Source organism: Ruegeria aquimaris (assembly GCF_025751555.1).
Lineage (GTDB): Bacteria > Pseudomonadota > Alphaproteobacteria > Rhodobacterales > Rhodobacteraceae > Ruegeria_B > Ruegeria_B aquimaris.
The window spans coordinates 62,042-75,492 of sequence record NZ_JAOWLB010000008.1 but is presented as its reverse complement, the minus strand read 5'-3'; the positions used below and the strand labels follow the sequence as shown (position 1 = coordinate 75,492).

Sequence of the window (13,451 nt, the reverse complement as noted above, 5' to 3'; positions counted from 1 at the left end):
GCGCCCCCTTCATGCCTCGTCCGGCAGGCTGACGATGCCGCCGCCCACCAGCGCACCAACACCGGTCGTGCCGGGGCACGAGGTCGGCAGCCCGCGCGCCACCCGCACCGCCAGATAGGCAAAGGCCTGCGCCTCCAGCATATCACCGTCCAGACCAACGCTTTCGACCGGTTCAACGGCACAATCCAGCGAGACTTGCAGCATCTCCATCAGCACCGGGTTGTGCCGCCCGCCGCCCGTGACCAGCACCCGTGCGGGCGGGCGCGGGCAATGTTCCATCCCCTGCGCCACCGCTGCCGCGCACATACCCGTCAGCGTTGCCACCGCGTCGCTGTCGGAAAGTTCGGACACCAACTCGATCATCTCGGCAAAATCGTTCCGATCCAGCGACTTGGGCGGCATTCTTGCGAAATAGGGCTCGGCCAGAAACAACTCCAGCGCACCGGTCTCCACCGTCCCGCCCCGCGCCACCGCGCCGCCCTCATCCATCGGCAACCCCAGCCGCGCTTGCATCAGATCGTTGACCGGCGCATTGGCTGGACCGGTGTCAAAGGCCAACAGAGCGCCGGGCACCTCGGGTCGGTCAAAAGCCGGATCCACATAGGTCAGGTTGCCCACCCCGCCGAGGTTCAGGAAACACAAGGGCTCGGTCGCGCCGATCCACTTGGCGCAAGCAAAATGAAAGAACGGCGCCAAGGGCGCGCCCTCGCCACCCAATTGCACATCGTCGCTGCGGAAATCCCAGACCACCGGCCGCCCTAGGGCCGCCGCCAAAGCCGCGCCATCGCCCACCTGAAGCGTACCCCGCCCGCGCGGCTCATGCGCCAGGGTCTGGCCGTGAAACCCCACCAGATCGACACCCTCGAACCCGGCCAGCGCCTGCGCATGGGCCCGCGTCACCAGATCGCCCGCCGCCTCGACCTCTGGCCCGGCCCAACGCCCCAGCCCGGCGCGCAACACGCTGCGTTCCTCCGCCGAATAGGCGCGGTACCCCACCGGCCCGAATCCGAATATCGCCAGACCGTCGGTCTCGACCACCGCCGCATCGACCCCGTCCAGCGACGTGCCCGACATCGCCCCCAGCGCCGTCACCGGCCCCTCTCGCCCGATGGCCCTCTTCATGGCCTTTTCCTTTGTTCAACTGCCGCCTATAAGTGCCCCGCAATCCAACCCCGAGGCAAGACATGACCTACCATCCCAAATCGGATTTCATCGCAGTGATGATGGAGCGCGGCTTTCTCGCCGACTGCACCGATTACCAGGGCCTCGACGAGGCACTGATCAAGGGATGCCAGCCCGGCTATATCGGCTTTGACGCCACTGCCAAGTCGCTGCATGTGGGCAGCCTCATCCAGATCATGATGCTGCGCTGGCTGCAAAAGACCGGGCACAAGCCGATCACCCTGATGGGCGGCGGCACCACCAAGGTGGGTGATCCGTCCTTCCGCGCCGATGAACGCCCGCTGCTGACGCCCGCGCAGATCGACGAGAACATCGCCGGGATCCGCAAGGTATTCGCCGCCTATATCGACTACGACAGCGGCGCCGAAAACGCGGCGCTGATGCTCAACAACGACGAATGGCTGGCCGATCTGAACTATCTCGATTTCCTGCGTGACATCGGGCGGCATTTCAGCGTCAACCGGATGCTGTCGTTCGAGTCCGTGAAATCCCGCCTCGACCGCGAACAGTCGCTCAGCTTCCTCGAATTCAACTACATGATCCTGCAAGCCTATGATTTCATGGAGTTGAACCGCCGCTATGGCTGCATCCTGCAAATGGGTGGCTCGGACCAGTGGGGCAATATCGTCAACGGCATCGACCTGACCCGCCGGGTGATCGACCACGAGGTCTATGGCCTCACCTCGCCGCTCCTGACCACCTCGGACGGCAAGAAGATGGGCAAGAGCCAGGACGGCGCCGTCTGGCTGAACCCCGACATGCGGTCGCCCTATGAATTCTGGCAGTTCTGGCGCAACACCACCGATGCCGATGTGGGCCGCTTCCTGAAACTCTACACCGAGCTTCCGGTGGGCGAATGCGACCGTCTGGGCGCGCTGGCGGGCTCCGAGATCAACGCCGCCAAGGTGATCCTCGCCAACGAGGTCACCGCGCTTTGCCACGGGGCCGAGGCGGCGGCGGCAGCCGAGGCCACCGCCCGTGAAGTGTTCGAAAAGGGCGGCATCGGCGACGACCTGCCCACGCTGACGCTGGGCGCCGCCGACCTGCCCGCCTCCATCGTGCAGCTGATCGTCAAGACCGGTCTCGCCAAATCCGGCAAGGAGGCCAAGCGCCTCATCGCCGAGGATGGCGCGCGCCTGAATGACGCGCCCCTGACCGACGCCGGGATGATGATCGAGGCGGGTGACCTTGCCCAACCGATCAAGCTCAGCGCGGGCAAGAAACGTCACGCGCTGGTACAACTGGCATAGATCAACCGCCCCTTCATTTCGCCCCAAATACTCCGGGGGTGAGGCCCGCCAGGGCCGAGGGGGCAGCGCCCCCTTGCCCCCAAAGGGCTCAGAACAGGGCCATAACCCCCAACAGCAGCACGCCAGACAGGATCGCCGCCAGCAGGGCCGCGGCCGCCCGTGTCGGTCTCGGCGCGGCGATCTCCTGGCCAAATACCCGTCTCATACACGCATTAACCCGGTCTTAGGTTTCGAACCGGTTAATGGCGCCATGTTCGACACCATCGCCCTAGCTTCGCCCCCCTTGCAACAAAGCGCCGAGTTCGCCGCCGCACTGGCGTTTTGCGGCCAGCAAGCGGCGCAACTGGACGATGGTACACTGGCGCTGACACGGCGCATCTGCGGGATACCCATCGCCCTGCTCAGCCGCGCCCGCCTCGATCCACCGCTCCTGCCCGGTCTGATCGCCCGCGCCGGGCTGCGCCGACACCTGATTCTGATGAACCCTGAAACACCCTGCCCGGGTCTAGAACGGCTGGGCGCGGTACCATTGATCACCCCGGCCCATGTCGCCGAACTGGATCTCACCGGCAACCTGATGGCGGGGTTGCACCAGAAATGGCGCAACCGCCTGCGTCACGCGCGCAGCCAGGGCCTGCACATGACCCAAGCCCCCCTGCCGCTGGCCCCCGCCCATTGGCTGCTCACCGCCGAGTCCGCGCAACAGCGCGCGCGCGGCTACCGCAACTGGCCCACCGCCCTGACGCTGGCCTATGCCCGCGCCAATCCCGGCGCGGCGCAGCTGTTCACAGCCCACCAAAGCGGTATCCCCGTCGCGGGCCTGCTGATCCTGCGTCACGGCATGGCGGCCAGCTATCACATCGGCCACAGCACCCCGGCAGGCCGCGCCGCCAGCGCCCAGACCCTGCTGATGTGGCAGGCGATGACCTGGCTCACCACCCAAGGCGCGACCCGGCTCGACCTCGGCCCGGTGGAGACCGAGCAGACCCCCGGACTGACCCGGTTCAAGCTGGGCACCGGCGCCCGCGCCCGCCCCCTCGGCGGTACCTGGGCCTGGTGGCCGCCCTTGGGTAAAACGTTGCGTCCGCTGGCCCGGCTCGACCGCGCGCGCATGTATCAAAGCTGGACAGAGGCCCCCGCTCCGGATTATTGAACACATGTTCATATCAGGGAGAGAGGCCCATGCAACTCGACACCACCGCAGCCGTAATCACCGGCGGCGCTTCCGGCCTGGGCGAGGCGACCGCCCGTTATTTCGCCGCCAATGGCGCGCAAGTCACCATTTTTGACCGCGATGCCGAGCGGGGCGAAAGGATCGCCGCCGAGATCGGCGGCCACTTTGCCCAGACCGACGTGACCAGCGAAGACTCGGTCGCCGCCGCCATCGCCCATGCCAAGGCCAAGATGGGCAAGATCACCGTCGCGGTGAACTGCGCCGGTATCGGTACGGTCGGCAAGACCCTGGGCAAGGACGGCCCGCTGCCGCTCAAGACCTTCAAGATGACGCTCGACGTCAATCTGCTGGGCAGCTTCAACGTCGCCCGCCTGGCCGCCGCCGAGATGGCCCGGAACGAGCCCGACGCCGATGGCGAACGCGGCGTGATCATCAACACCGCCTCCATCGCCGCCTTCGACGGACAAAAGGGTCAGGTCTCCTACTCGTCTTCCAAGGGCGGCATCGTCGGCATGACCCTGCCGATGGCCCGCGATCTGGCGCGCGACAACATCCGTGTCATGGCGATTGCGCCCGGCATCTTCCTGACGCCCATGCTGCTCGGTCTGCCGCAAGAGGCGCAGGATTCGCTTGCCGCCGAAGTCACCTGCCCGGCCCGCCTTGGCCGCCCCGAAGAGTTCGGCCGCATGGCTGCCTTCATCGTGCAGATGGGCTATCTGAACGGCGAGGTCATCCGCCTCGACGGCGCGCTGCGGATGCGCTGAACCGGCCTCTACGGTCTTGTACAAAACGGTCAATACCGGCCCCCGGGCCGGTACAAAACGGTCAATTCACGCCTGTTCGGCCTCGGCCTTCTCGGCCAGAGCCAGCCATTCCTCCTCGGCCGCCGACAGCTTTTCCTGCCGCTGCACCAGCGCCTCGGTCGCCTTCTGGAACTTGACCGGTTCACGACTGTACAGCTCGGGATCCGACATCAGCTCGTTCAGCTTGCCGATCTCCGCCTCCAGCCGCGCGATCTCGCCCGGCAGCGCCTCCAGCCGGTGTTTCTCCGAGAAGCTCAGCCCCTGTTTCGGCTTTGCATCCAACTTCACCTTTTGCGTGGATATCTTTGGTTTTTCTATATTTTCCAAAGTTCGCTCGGGTCGCTGCGCGCGGTAATCCGACCAACCACCGGCATAGACCACGGCCTTGCCATCGCCCTCCATCGCCACCGTGGTGGTGGCGACGCGGTCCAGGAAATCACGGTCGTGGCTCACCAGCAGCACGGTGCCGTCATAGTCATCCAGCAGCTCCTGAAGCAAGTCCAGCGTTTCCACGTCGAGATCGTTGGTCGGTTCGTCCAGCACCAGCAGGTTCGAAGGCCGCGCCATCAACCGCGCCAACAAAAGCCGCGCTTTTTCCCCACCGGACAAGGACTTAACAGCCGCTCTTGCCTGCCGCTCGTCGAACAGAAAGTCCTTGAGATAGGCCACCACATGGCGAGGTTCGCCCCGCACCATCACCTGATCCGCCTTGCCCGAGACCCGCATTTCAGGATCCCCTGTCAGGCTGTCCCACAGGCTCATCTCGGGGTCAAGCTGGGCCCGCGTCTGGTCAAAGACCGCAACCTCCAGATTCGTGCCCAACTGCACAACACCTGCGTCCGGTTCGACCTGCTGCAACAACATCTTGAGGACGGTGGTCTTGCCTACACCATTCGGCCCGACAAAAGCGACCCGGTCGCCGCGTAGAACCGTCAGGTCGAAGCCCTTGACGATGGTCTTGCCGCCAAAGACCTTGCTCAGCCCCTTGGCCTCGATCACCTTGCGCCCGGATTTCGGCCCGGATTCCAATGACATGGCCGCCGTTCCCTGACGCTTGATCTGCGCCGTGCGTTCCGCGCGCAGCGCCTGCAAGGCGCGCACGCGGCCCTGGTTGCGCTTGCGGCGCGCGCTGATTCCCTCGACCGCCCAGCGACCTTCGGACTTGATCAGCCGGTCCAGCTTGTGGCGGGCGGCATCCTCGTCCTCCCAGACCTTGTCGCGCCAGGCTTCGAAATCCTCGAATCCACGCTCCTGCCGGCGCACCATTCCTCTGTCAATCCAAAGGGTTGCGCGTGTCAGCGCACGCAAGAACGCGCGGTCGTGGGAGATCAGGACATAACCCGCGCGGGTCGCCGACAACTCCCGTTCCAGCCAGCCGATCGCCTCGATATCGAGATGGTTGGTCGGCTCGTCCAGCAGCATCAACTCGGGCGCCTCGGCCATCAGCTTGGCCAGTGCCGCGCGCCGCCGCTCCCCACCCGAAGCGGTTCCGACCGCGCGGGCCGGATCGAACTTGAGACCCTCTCCGGCGCGCTCAACCCTGTAAAGCTCACCCGGCTCCAGCCCGCTGGACGCGTAGTCGCCCAGCGTCGCAAACCCGGTCATCGTCGGGTCCTGCTCCATGTAACCAACTGATTTCCCAGGTGGTATCACGATCTCTCCGGCATCAGGCTCGACCAGGCCAGCCATCACCTTCATCAGGGTGGACTTGCCCGATCCGTTGCGCCCGACAAGCGCGACGCGGTCACCCGGCTGAACCACAAGGTCGAGCCCGGAAAAAATCGGATCTCCGCCAAAGGTCAGCGAGATACCGGTCATCTGCAACAGAGGAATACGTGCCATGAGCGCCAGCTAAACCGCGCCTTGCGGGACGTCAACGCCCCTTGTGGACAGCCTAGCCCGCAACCGCCCGCAACAGCCGTTTGCGCGCGGCTGGAATCGCACCGATCTCGACCCCGGTGAACACGTGCAGCGTATTCATCTGCCGGTCCACCACCGCATGATCGCTGACCCAGCCCCCCATCATCAGATAGGTTCTGAGCAATGGCGGCATCCTGAGCATCGCCTTTTTCGCATCCGGTTTGCGCCGAAGCCGCGCCGCGAACCGGAAGACATCCGGCGCCTTGACGCGCGGCAGCCAGCGCTTGGGCGCGAGATGCCGGTGTTTCAACATGGCAAATGCGTCGAGATACATGTCGGTCTCTGTCCCCGCAAAAGAGGAGCAGCCAAACAGCAACTCGATCCCGTTGCGATCCACAAAGGCTGTCATCGCCCCCCAAGCCAGCCGCAGGATATCGGGATCATGGCGGTCGGGATGCAGGCAGAACCGACCCATTTCCACCATCGGCCCGTTGAAATCCTGAAGCGCGGAGAGGTCATAGAACTGCGCCGAATAGCTGTCGCCGATCTCTTTGCCGCGCTGCATGATCAACATGCGGAAGCAACAGACCAGAGACCCGTTTTCACTCATGTCCTCTATCAGGACATGTTCACAGATCGTGTCGAACCGGTCCTGATCCAGGTCCCGCGTGCCAAAAGCCAGTGTGCGCAACTGTTGCGCCAGCAGCAAATCCCCGGGCGACGCCGCAAGCCGTGCGCGATAGCGGCCCTTACTCAACAGCACAGCGTCACTCATGACCCGGTCCTTTGCGAGATCAAACCAAAGCTATTGCGCTCTGCCCCGTCACACAAGAGCGTGACAGGCCGGTGACAGGCGGACCGGAAACGGCGCCGGTCAGTTGATCACATTGGCGGGGTTGAAGGTGCCGATATTGCCCAAAAGCTGCCGCAGGAAGGTCTTGTCCTCGATGCTGGAACTGGTCACCCGGCGATCCAGCGCGATCACACGGCCGTCTTCCAGCCCGAAACGCTCGATGTTGCGCACAACGCCACGCTGGTCAAAGCTGATCGCAACCAACTGGCGCGACACCACCTGAGGGGCGCGGGCGCCATAGTGGCGCATGCGAGTCGAAACATAAAAATAGCCGCTTTCATTCAGCAGGCCTGAGGAGCTGGGGGACCCCACCGCTTCGAGCACGCTGTCGCGCGTGTCCACGCCCACGGTGATCGCAGCCAGTTCCTCTTCGGTCGGAACATAGCCGTGATTTCGGTAGATGGCGGTGCAGGCGGTCACAACGCCGACGGTGATACCGATCGCGAGGATACGGAACACCGGTTTCAACAGCCCTGCGGTCTTTGACATTCCTGCCCCCTTGCCTTGGCCTTGCGCGCCTTTTATCCCGATTACAGAAACCTTTGCTTCGGTTCAACAGACGAAAGCCACTTGATGACTGACGAAACCGTGCTGCGGGTCTCGGATCTGCCGCAAAACAGGGCCACGACCTTCTCACTCAGGCCGGATTCGGCTGGCCTGGGCGAACTTGCGCGCGCGCTTGGCCTCGATGGGCTGAGAAAGCTCTCTTTTGTCGGGGACCTCCGCGCCCAGGGCAAACGCGACTGGCGCCTGACCGCAATGCTGGGCGCAACGGTGGTGCAGCCCTGTGTCGTGACGCTGGAACCGGTGACAACCCGGATCGACACAGAGGTGCGCCGGCTGTTTCTTGCCGACTGGTCGGACCCGGACGAAGAAGAAGCCGAAATGCCCGACAACGACGAAGCCGAGCCGCTCGGGCCCGTCATCAATCTAGAGACGGTCATGACCGAGGCGCTGGCGCTGGCACTGCCTGTCTATCCCCGCAAGGACGGTGTCGAACTGGTCGAGGCAGTGTTCGCCGAGCCGGGCAAAAAGGCGATGACCGACGAGGAGACCCGTCCCTTTGCCGGTTTGGCCGCGTTGCGCGACAGCCTGAAAAAAGACCCATGACAAGGGCCTGGAAACCTGCGATAGGGGGCGGCCAGAAAAACCCCTTGAACGTGGCGAGAATCGCAGTATTTTCGCGCGCTCAATCGGATTTAGGGTTGGACAACGCGCGGGCGGCAGCCTAAACGCTCGTCACACCTTCTAGGAAACGAAGAATGAAACCGGCCCACGGCTTTGTCCGGGGCCCTCAGTTAAGACAAAGGTTGAGACCATGGCTGTCCAACAGAACAAAGTATCCAAATCGCGTCGCAACATGCGCCGTGCGCATGACGCCCTGGTTGCTGCCAACCCGAATGAATGCCCGAACTGCGGCGAGCTGAAGCGGCCCCACCACGTGTGTGGCGCCTGCGGCCATTATGACGACCGCGAAGTCGTCGCTCAGGCCGACGAGATCGAGCTGGACGAAGACGCGGCCTGAGCGCGTCCCTGAGCAGGCCACGGCATGACAGCTCAGCCCGATCAGACCGGCACGGCGACCGGAAAGATCATCATCTCGGTTGACGCTATGGGCGGGGACGCGGGTCCTTCGGTCGTGGTGGCAGGGATTGCAAATTCAGCAGAGAAGAACCCCGAACTGGGGTTCATCTTGCACGGCCCCGAAGAAACGCTGCGAGACCTGGTGGCGAAACGACGTGTCCTGGATGGGCGCGTCGTTTTTCGTGATTGTCCGGACGTCGTCACGATGGAGGACAAGCCAAGCCAGGTCGTCCGCAACGGCAAGAACACGTCGATGTGGTCGACGCTCGAATCGGTGCGCTCGGGCGAGGCCGCGGGTGCGGTAAGCTGCGGCAACACCGGTGCGCTGATGGCGCTCAGCATGCTGCGGCTGCGGCGGTTGCCAGGGGTAACCCGCCCGGCGATTGCGATTCTGTTTCCCTCGCGCAATCCTCAGGGGTTCAACGTTCTGCTCGATGCCGGCGCCGACATCCGCGCCGATGCGCCCGACCTGCTGCAATACGCGCTGATGGGAGCCTCTTATGCCCGCAACGGCATGCAGCTGGCGCGCCCGCGTGTCGGCCTGCTGAACGTCGGCACCGAAGAGCACAAGGGCCGCGCCGAGTTGAAAGAGGCGCAGGCGCTTATCGCGCAATATGCGGAACCCGCGAATTTCGAATTCGTGGGATTCGTCGAAGGCAGCGACATTCCGGGCACCCGCTGCGATGTGATCGTGACCGACGGCTTCACCGGCAATGTCGCGATCAAGACCGGCGAAGGCACCGCGCGCATGATCGCCTCGCAACTGCGCGAGGCGTTCCAGTATTCGCTGCTCTCCCGCCTGGCTTCGGTGCTGGCCGTCACCTCTTTGCGTCGCCTGAGCAAGCGTATTGATCCTCGCCGGGTGAATGGCGGGGTGTTTCTGGGGCTGAACGGCACCGTGATCAAATCACATGGCAGCGCCGATGCCACCGGTGTTTCGGCCGCGATAAAACTGGCCTTCACGCTGGCGCGATCCGGTTTTGCCGAAAGGCTCGCGGCCCGCGTTGCCTCTGTCGCCGAACTGACGCAGGATGTCGCAACGGTCGCAGAGGCGGCCACGAACAAAGAACAAGAAAGCAACTGATCCGATGACAGGCCGAGCAGTCGTAAAAGGGGTCGGGCACTATCTTCCCGCCCGAGTCGTTCCCAACTCCGAGTTCGAAAAGACACTGGATACGACGGACGATTGGATCCGCAGCCGGTCCGGCATCGAAAGGCGCCATTTCGCGGCCGAGGGCGAAACCACGTCGGATCTTGCCACCAAGGCCGCGCAGGCGGCTCTGGCGGATGCCGGGCTGCGCGCGGATCAGATCGACGCAATCGTGCTGGCGACGTCGACCGCAGATCTGACCTTTCCCTCTGCCGCGACCATGGTGCAGGCCCGCCTTGGCATGACCAATGGCTATGCCTTTGACGTGCAGGCCGTCTGCGCCGGTTTTGTCTATGCGCTGAGCAACGCCAATGCATTGATCGTTTCGGGTCAGGCGAAACGGGTCCTGGTGATCGGCGCCGAGACGTTCAGCCGGATCATGGACTGGACCGACCGTTCGACCTGTGTCCTGTTCGGAGATGGCGCCGGAGCGCTGGTTCTGGAGGCCGAAGAATCGTCGGGCACCCCGCAGGACCGAGGCATACTTGCCGTCGATCTGAATTCGGACGGGCGCTATCGCGACCTGCTTTATGTCGATGGCGGCGTGTCGACGCAAACAACCGGTTATTTGCGCATGCAGGGCAACCAGGTGTTCCGCCATGCTGTTGAAAAACTGGCGCAAACCGCTGAAACAGCTTTGGAAAAAGCCGGTTTGCACAGTACCGATGTTGACTGGATCGTGCCACATCAGGCCAATATCCGCATCATCCAAGGCACCGCGAAAAAGATGGGCCTGCCGATGGACAAGGTGGTTGTCACGGTCCAGGACCACGGCAACACGTCGGCCGCCTCGATCCCGCTTGCCCTGTCTGTGGGTAAGCAGCGCGGCCAGATCAAACAGGGCGATCTGGTTGTGACCGAGGCGATTGGCGGCGGCCTTGCCTGGGGGGCCGTGGTGCTGCGCTGGTAACGGCCTAACCTGCGCTTTGCAATTCATTGATATTGACAGGGATTTTCCCCACACCCTATGCTCTCACAACAGCACGGGGGTCCCGCATGAGTGACAAAACTCTGACACGAATGGATTTGAGCGAAGCGGTTTTTCGCGAGGTCGGTCTTTCGCGCAACGAAAGCGCGCAACTGGTCGAGAGCATGCTGAATCATATGTCGGACGCGCTGGTGCGCGGCGAACAGGTGAAGATCTCGTCATTCGGGACGTTCAGCGTACGGGAAAAAACCGCCCGTGTTGGCCGCAATCCAAAAACCGGCGAAGAGGTGCCGATCCAGCCCCGTCGGGTTCTGACCTTCCGCCCTTCGCATTTGATGAAGGAACGAGTCGCGGCCGGAAACCGCAAGTAGGTCAAAGGCATAGCTCATGAGCAAATCGCCGGATGCATTTCGTACCATCTCCGAAGTCGCGGAATGGCTCGGTGTTCAGGCGCATGTTCTGCGGTTCTGGGAAAGCAAGTTCAGCCAGGTCAAACCGGTGAAACGCGCCGGTGGACGACGCTATTATCGTCCGGCGGACATGCTGTTGCTGGGCGGGATCAAGAAGCTGCTGCACGAAGATGGCATGACCATCAAGGGTGTCCAGAAAATTCTGCGCGAGCAAGGCGTAGCTCATATCGCGTCCTTATCACAGGGCCTGGACGATTCGGCGGGCGCCGAGTTGGAAGACAGCGGCAATGTCGTCCGATTCAACGCCCCCAAACAGGTACCGTCCGGGGCTGTGCAGATCGACATGGATCTGGGCGAGGAAAACAGCCTCGGTTCCCTGTTCCCCGATATCGTCTCGGAAGCTTCGGAAACGGATGACTCGGACGCGCCGGAGGATATCGATGGCGATGACATGGCGGAGGGTGTCGACATCGTGACCCTGTCCGCGTCGGAGCAGCGCGCGGACGATCCAAGACCGAAAGACGAGCCCCAGTCTCGGACCGACGGTCAGCGCGAGACTGCGCATGAAGAAGAGACCGAAATTCAACCCGGACTGCTTGGATTGCTGGCGCAAGTCACAAACCTGCCCCCGGATGCGACACCGGAAATCGAGCCCCTGGTCGATCAGTTGAAAGGCTGGCTCTCCCGGCAGGCAGGGTAACGAAAAAGGTTATGTTTTCCCCTTGCCCCTGCCGCGAAAACCGGTATGAACACTCCAACGTCGGGCTATGGCGCAGCCTGGTAGCGCGTCCGTCTGGGGGACGGAAGGTCGCAGGTTCGAGTCCTGCTAGCCCGACCAAATCACACCGACGTAACGAAAAAATGGCAAACCAGGGCCTCTGGAAGACGGGGGAAATGGGATGACAGGCGTTTGTCCGAACCAGCAGATCGAAGCCATGATCGGCGCCGGTCAAATCCGCGCGGTGCAGCCGGTACTGCCGGCACAAGTTCAGCCCGCAAGCCTCGATCTTCGATTGGGAAACGTCGCGTATCGCGTGCGTGCCTCGTTTCTGGCCGGGGCCGGAAACAGCGTTTCCAGCCGCCTGAACGAGTTCGAGATGCATCGGATCGACCTGAGCCAGGGCGCGGTTCTCGAAAAAGGATGCGTCTATCTGGTTCCGCTCATGGAAGCACTGGCCTTGCCCGAGGATGTCAGCGCCGTCGCCAATGCCAAAAGCTCGACCGGAAGGCTCGACCTGCTGACACGGACCATTACCGATGGTGGGACGGAGTTCGACCGGATTCCCGCCGGGTATTGCGGCCCGCTCTATGCCGAAATCTGCCCCAGGTCCTTTTCGGTTCTGGTGCGGCCGGGGATGCGACTGAACCAGATTCGTTTTCGCAGCGGCCAGGTCAGCCTGAGCGACGAAGATCTGCGCGCCCTGCACGCCCAGACGCCCCTGGTCGATGGCCCTGCCGTCATTCACGACGGGTTAGGCTTTTCCGTCGATCTGCGTCTGCCCGGCAGCGATCTGGTGGGGTATCGGGCCAAACCCCATACCGGCGTCATAGATCTGGACCGGATTGCCGCCTATGAGCCCTCGGAGTACTGGGAGGAAGTGCGCACCAGCGATGGACGCATCATTCTCGACCCTGGTGCGTTCTACATTCTTGTGAGCCGCGAGGCCGTGCATATTCCGCCGCTCTACGCTGCCGAAATGGCACCTTACCTTGCCATGGTGGGCGAATTCCGGGTGCATTACGCGGGCTTTTTCGACCCCGGATTCGGCCATACAGAGGCCGGCGGCGCCGGCTCACGCGGTGTTCTGGAGGTGCGCTGCCATGAGGCACCGTTTGTGCTGGAACACGGTCAGATCGTCGGCAGGCTGGTCTACGAGAAAATGGCAGAGCGCCCGACGCAGCTTTACGGCGCAGGCATCGCATCGAACTATCAGGGTCAGGGGCTGAAGCTCTCGAAACACTTCAAGACCCCGGGCTGAACGGCTGCTCTACCCTTGCGAAGACCGAGCGGCGCGGCGTGCCTGACGCATCGCGCGCAGCTTTTCGCGCTCGGGATCCGGTTGCGACTTGGCCTCGTCCATGTCCGTCGGTCCCGGACCACTTCTCTGCCCAAGCTTCGACACGGCGTCGAAGCCTGCGTTCACACCCGAGTTGACCGCCCGCCGAATGACCGTGCGCACAATCATGTCGATCAGTTGGTTCATGTTCATTTCAAGGTTCCTTTTGCTGCCCGCGGGGAATGTAGTGCCGAAATTGG

At 63.2% G+C, this 13,451-nt stretch carries 15 protein-coding genes and 1 tRNA gene; 11 read left to right on the top strand and 5 right to left on the bottom strand.

The features are described from left to right. Positions 1 to 9: 9 nt before the first annotated feature. Positions 10 to 1,122 (bottom strand): anhydro-N-acetylmuramic acid kinase, encoded by a 1,113-nt coding sequence (locus tag OE747_RS12865; protein WP_263828993.1) that lies wholly within the window; start codon positions 1,120 to 1,122, stop codon positions 10 to 12. Positions 1,123 to 1,184: 62 nt separating this feature from the next. Here OE747_RS12865 and tyrS point away from each other — a divergent pair, with 62 nt between their 5' ends. The 3 genes from tyrS (at position 1,185) to OE747_RS12850 (ending at position 4,370) form a co-directional block, all read left to right on the top strand. Further along, a complete protein-coding gene (gene tyrS / locus OE747_RS12860; protein WP_263828992.1) occupies positions 1,185 to 2,432 on the top strand; it encodes a tyrosine--tRNA ligase in 1,248 nt (415 codons plus the stop codon). 250 nt (positions 2,433 to 2,682) lie between these two features. Beyond that, complete coding sequence (locus OE747_RS12855) at positions 2,683 to 3,585, top strand: GNAT family N-acetyltransferase (RefSeq protein ID WP_263828991.1); 903 nt, start codon at positions 2,683 to 2,685, stop codon at positions 3,583 to 3,585. 29 nt (positions 3,586 to 3,614) lie between these two features. Next, the gene (locus OE747_RS12850) at positions 3,615 to 4,370 is read left to right on the top strand and encodes an SDR family NAD(P)-dependent oxidoreductase (protein WP_263828990.1); all 756 of its coding nucleotides are present in this window, start codon (positions 3,615 to 3,617) and stop codon (positions 4,368 to 4,370) included. Between the two features lie 66 nt (positions 4,371 to 4,436). Here OE747_RS12850 and OE747_RS12845 read toward each other — a convergent pair whose 3' ends face one another. The 3 genes from OE747_RS12845 to OE747_RS12835 form a co-directional block, all read right to left on the bottom strand. Beyond that, positions 4,437 to 6,251: an ABC-F family ATP-binding cassette domain-containing protein gene (locus OE747_RS12845; protein ID WP_263828989.1), complete on the bottom strand. Its 1,815-nt coding sequence runs from the start codon at positions 6,249 to 6,251 to the stop codon at positions 4,437 to 4,439. Positions 6,252 to 6,303: 52 nt separating this feature from the next. After that, positions 6,304 to 7,044, bottom strand: coding sequence for a GNAT family N-acetyltransferase (locus OE747_RS12840; protein WP_263828988.1), 741 nt, complete (start codon positions 7,042 to 7,044; stop codon positions 6,304 to 6,306). A gap of 99 nt (positions 7,045 to 7,143) precedes the next feature. Next, a complete protein-coding gene (locus tag OE747_RS12835) occupies positions 7,144 to 7,611 on the bottom strand; it encodes an outer membrane protein assembly factor BamE (protein WP_263828987.1) in 468 nt (155 codons plus the stop codon). An 84-nt stretch (positions 7,612 to 7,695) separates the two neighbouring features. On the opposite strand from OE747_RS12835, the gene OE747_RS12830 reads away from it, so the two are divergent. The 8 genes from OE747_RS12830 to OE747_RS12795 all read left to right on the top strand — a co-directional run bounded on the left by OE747_RS12830 (position 7,696) and on the right by OE747_RS12795 (position 13,173). Continuing rightward, positions 7,696 to 8,232: a YceD family protein gene (locus OE747_RS12830; RefSeq protein ID WP_263828986.1), complete on the top strand. Its 537-nt coding sequence runs from the start codon at positions 7,696 to 7,698 to the stop codon at positions 8,230 to 8,232. A 208-nt stretch (positions 8,233 to 8,440) separates the two neighbouring features. After that, entirely contained in the window at positions 8,441 to 8,647 is a 207-nt protein-coding gene (rpmF, locus tag OE747_RS12825) for a 50S ribosomal protein L32 (protein WP_263828985.1), read from the top strand. A gap of 24 nt (positions 8,648 to 8,671) precedes the next feature. Continuing rightward, complete coding sequence (gene plsX, locus OE747_RS12820) at positions 8,672 to 9,790, top strand: phosphate acyltransferase PlsX (RefSeq protein WP_263828984.1); 1,119 nt, start codon at positions 8,672 to 8,674, stop codon at positions 9,788 to 9,790. A 4-nt stretch (positions 9,791 to 9,794) separates the two neighbouring features. Continuing rightward, positions 9,795 to 10,766 carry a beta-ketoacyl-ACP synthase III gene (locus OE747_RS12815; protein ID WP_263828983.1) on the top strand — a complete coding sequence of 324 codons (972 nt, stop codon included), beginning with the start codon at positions 9,795 to 9,797 and terminating at the stop codon, positions 10,764 to 10,766. A gap of 86 nt (positions 10,767 to 10,852) precedes the next feature. Further along, positions 10,853 to 11,155 carry an integration host factor subunit alpha gene (ihfA, locus tag OE747_RS12810; protein ID WP_164127686.1) on the top strand — a complete coding sequence of 101 codons (303 nt, stop codon included), beginning with the start codon at positions 10,853 to 10,855 and terminating at the stop codon, positions 11,153 to 11,155. A gap of 16 nt (positions 11,156 to 11,171) precedes the next feature. Next, the gene (locus tag OE747_RS12805; RefSeq protein ID WP_263828982.1) at positions 11,172 to 11,894 is read left to right on the top strand and encodes a MerR family transcriptional regulator; all 723 of its coding nucleotides are present in this window, start codon (positions 11,172 to 11,174) and stop codon (positions 11,892 to 11,894) included. 61 nt (positions 11,895 to 11,955) lie between these two features. Beyond that, positions 11,956 to 12,032 (top strand) — tRNA-Pro (locus OE747_RS12800). Between the two features lie 61 nt (positions 12,033 to 12,093). Next, on the top strand, positions 12,094 to 13,173 hold the full coding sequence (locus OE747_RS12795; protein WP_263828981.1) for a 2'-deoxycytidine 5'-triphosphate deaminase: 1,080 nt from the start codon (positions 12,094 to 12,096) through the stop codon (positions 13,171 to 13,173). A gap of 9 nt (positions 13,174 to 13,182) precedes the next feature. Here the strand turns inward: OE747_RS12795 and OE747_RS12790 are convergent, their stop codons facing one another. Next, complete coding sequence (locus OE747_RS12790; protein ID WP_263828980.1) at positions 13,183 to 13,398, bottom strand: hypothetical protein; 216 nt, start codon at positions 13,396 to 13,398, stop codon at positions 13,183 to 13,185. Positions 13,399 to 13,451 lie beyond the last annotated feature (53 nt).

Bases quoted from the DNA above. Each gene is read 5' to 3' on its own strand.
- OE747_RS12865 (WP_263828993.1), bottom strand. From the start codon at position 1,122: ATGAAGAGGGCCATCGGGCGAGAGGGGCCGGTGACGGCGCTGGGGGCG.
- tyrS (WP_263828992.1), top strand. From the start codon at position 1,185: ATGACCTACCATCCCAAATCGGATTTCATCGCAGTGATGATGGAGCGC.
- OE747_RS12855 (WP_263828991.1), top strand. From the start codon at position 2,683: ATGTTCGACACCATCGCCCTAGCTTCGCCCCCCTTGCAACAAAGCGCC.
- OE747_RS12850 (WP_263828990.1), top strand. From the start codon at position 3,615: ATGCAACTCGACACCACCGCAGCCGTAATCACCGGCGGCGCTTCCGGC.
- OE747_RS12845 (WP_263828989.1), bottom strand. From the start codon at position 6,251: ATGGCACGTATTCCTCTGTTGCAGATGACCGGTATCTCGCTGACCTTT.
- OE747_RS12840 (WP_263828988.1), bottom strand. From the start codon at position 7,044: ATGAGTGACGCTGTGCTGTTGAGTAAGGGCCGCTATCGCGCACGGCTT.
- OE747_RS12835 (WP_263828987.1), bottom strand. From the start codon at position 7,611: ATGTCAAAGACCGCAGGGCTGTTGAAACCGGTGTTCCGTATCCTCGCG.
- OE747_RS12830 (WP_263828986.1), top strand. From the start codon at position 7,696: ATGACTGACGAAACCGTGCTGCGGGTCTCGGATCTGCCGCAAAACAGG.
- rpmF (WP_263828985.1), top strand. From the start codon at position 8,441: ATGGCTGTCCAACAGAACAAAGTATCCAAATCGCGTCGCAACATGCGC.
- plsX (WP_263828984.1), top strand. From the start codon at position 8,672: ATGACAGCTCAGCCCGATCAGACCGGCACGGCGACCGGAAAGATCATC.
- OE747_RS12815 (WP_263828983.1), top strand. From the start codon at position 9,795: ATGACAGGCCGAGCAGTCGTAAAAGGGGTCGGGCACTATCTTCCCGCC.
- ihfA (WP_164127686.1), top strand. From the start codon at position 10,853: ATGAGTGACAAAACTCTGACACGAATGGATTTGAGCGAAGCGGTTTTT.
- OE747_RS12805 (WP_263828982.1), top strand. From the start codon at position 11,172: ATGAGCAAATCGCCGGATGCATTTCGTACCATCTCCGAAGTCGCGGAA.
- OE747_RS12795 (WP_263828981.1), top strand. From the start codon at position 12,094: ATGACAGGCGTTTGTCCGAACCAGCAGATCGAAGCCATGATCGGCGCC.
- OE747_RS12790 (WP_263828980.1), bottom strand. From the start codon at position 13,398: ATGAACCAACTGATCGACATGATTGTGCGCACGGTCATTCGGCGGGCG.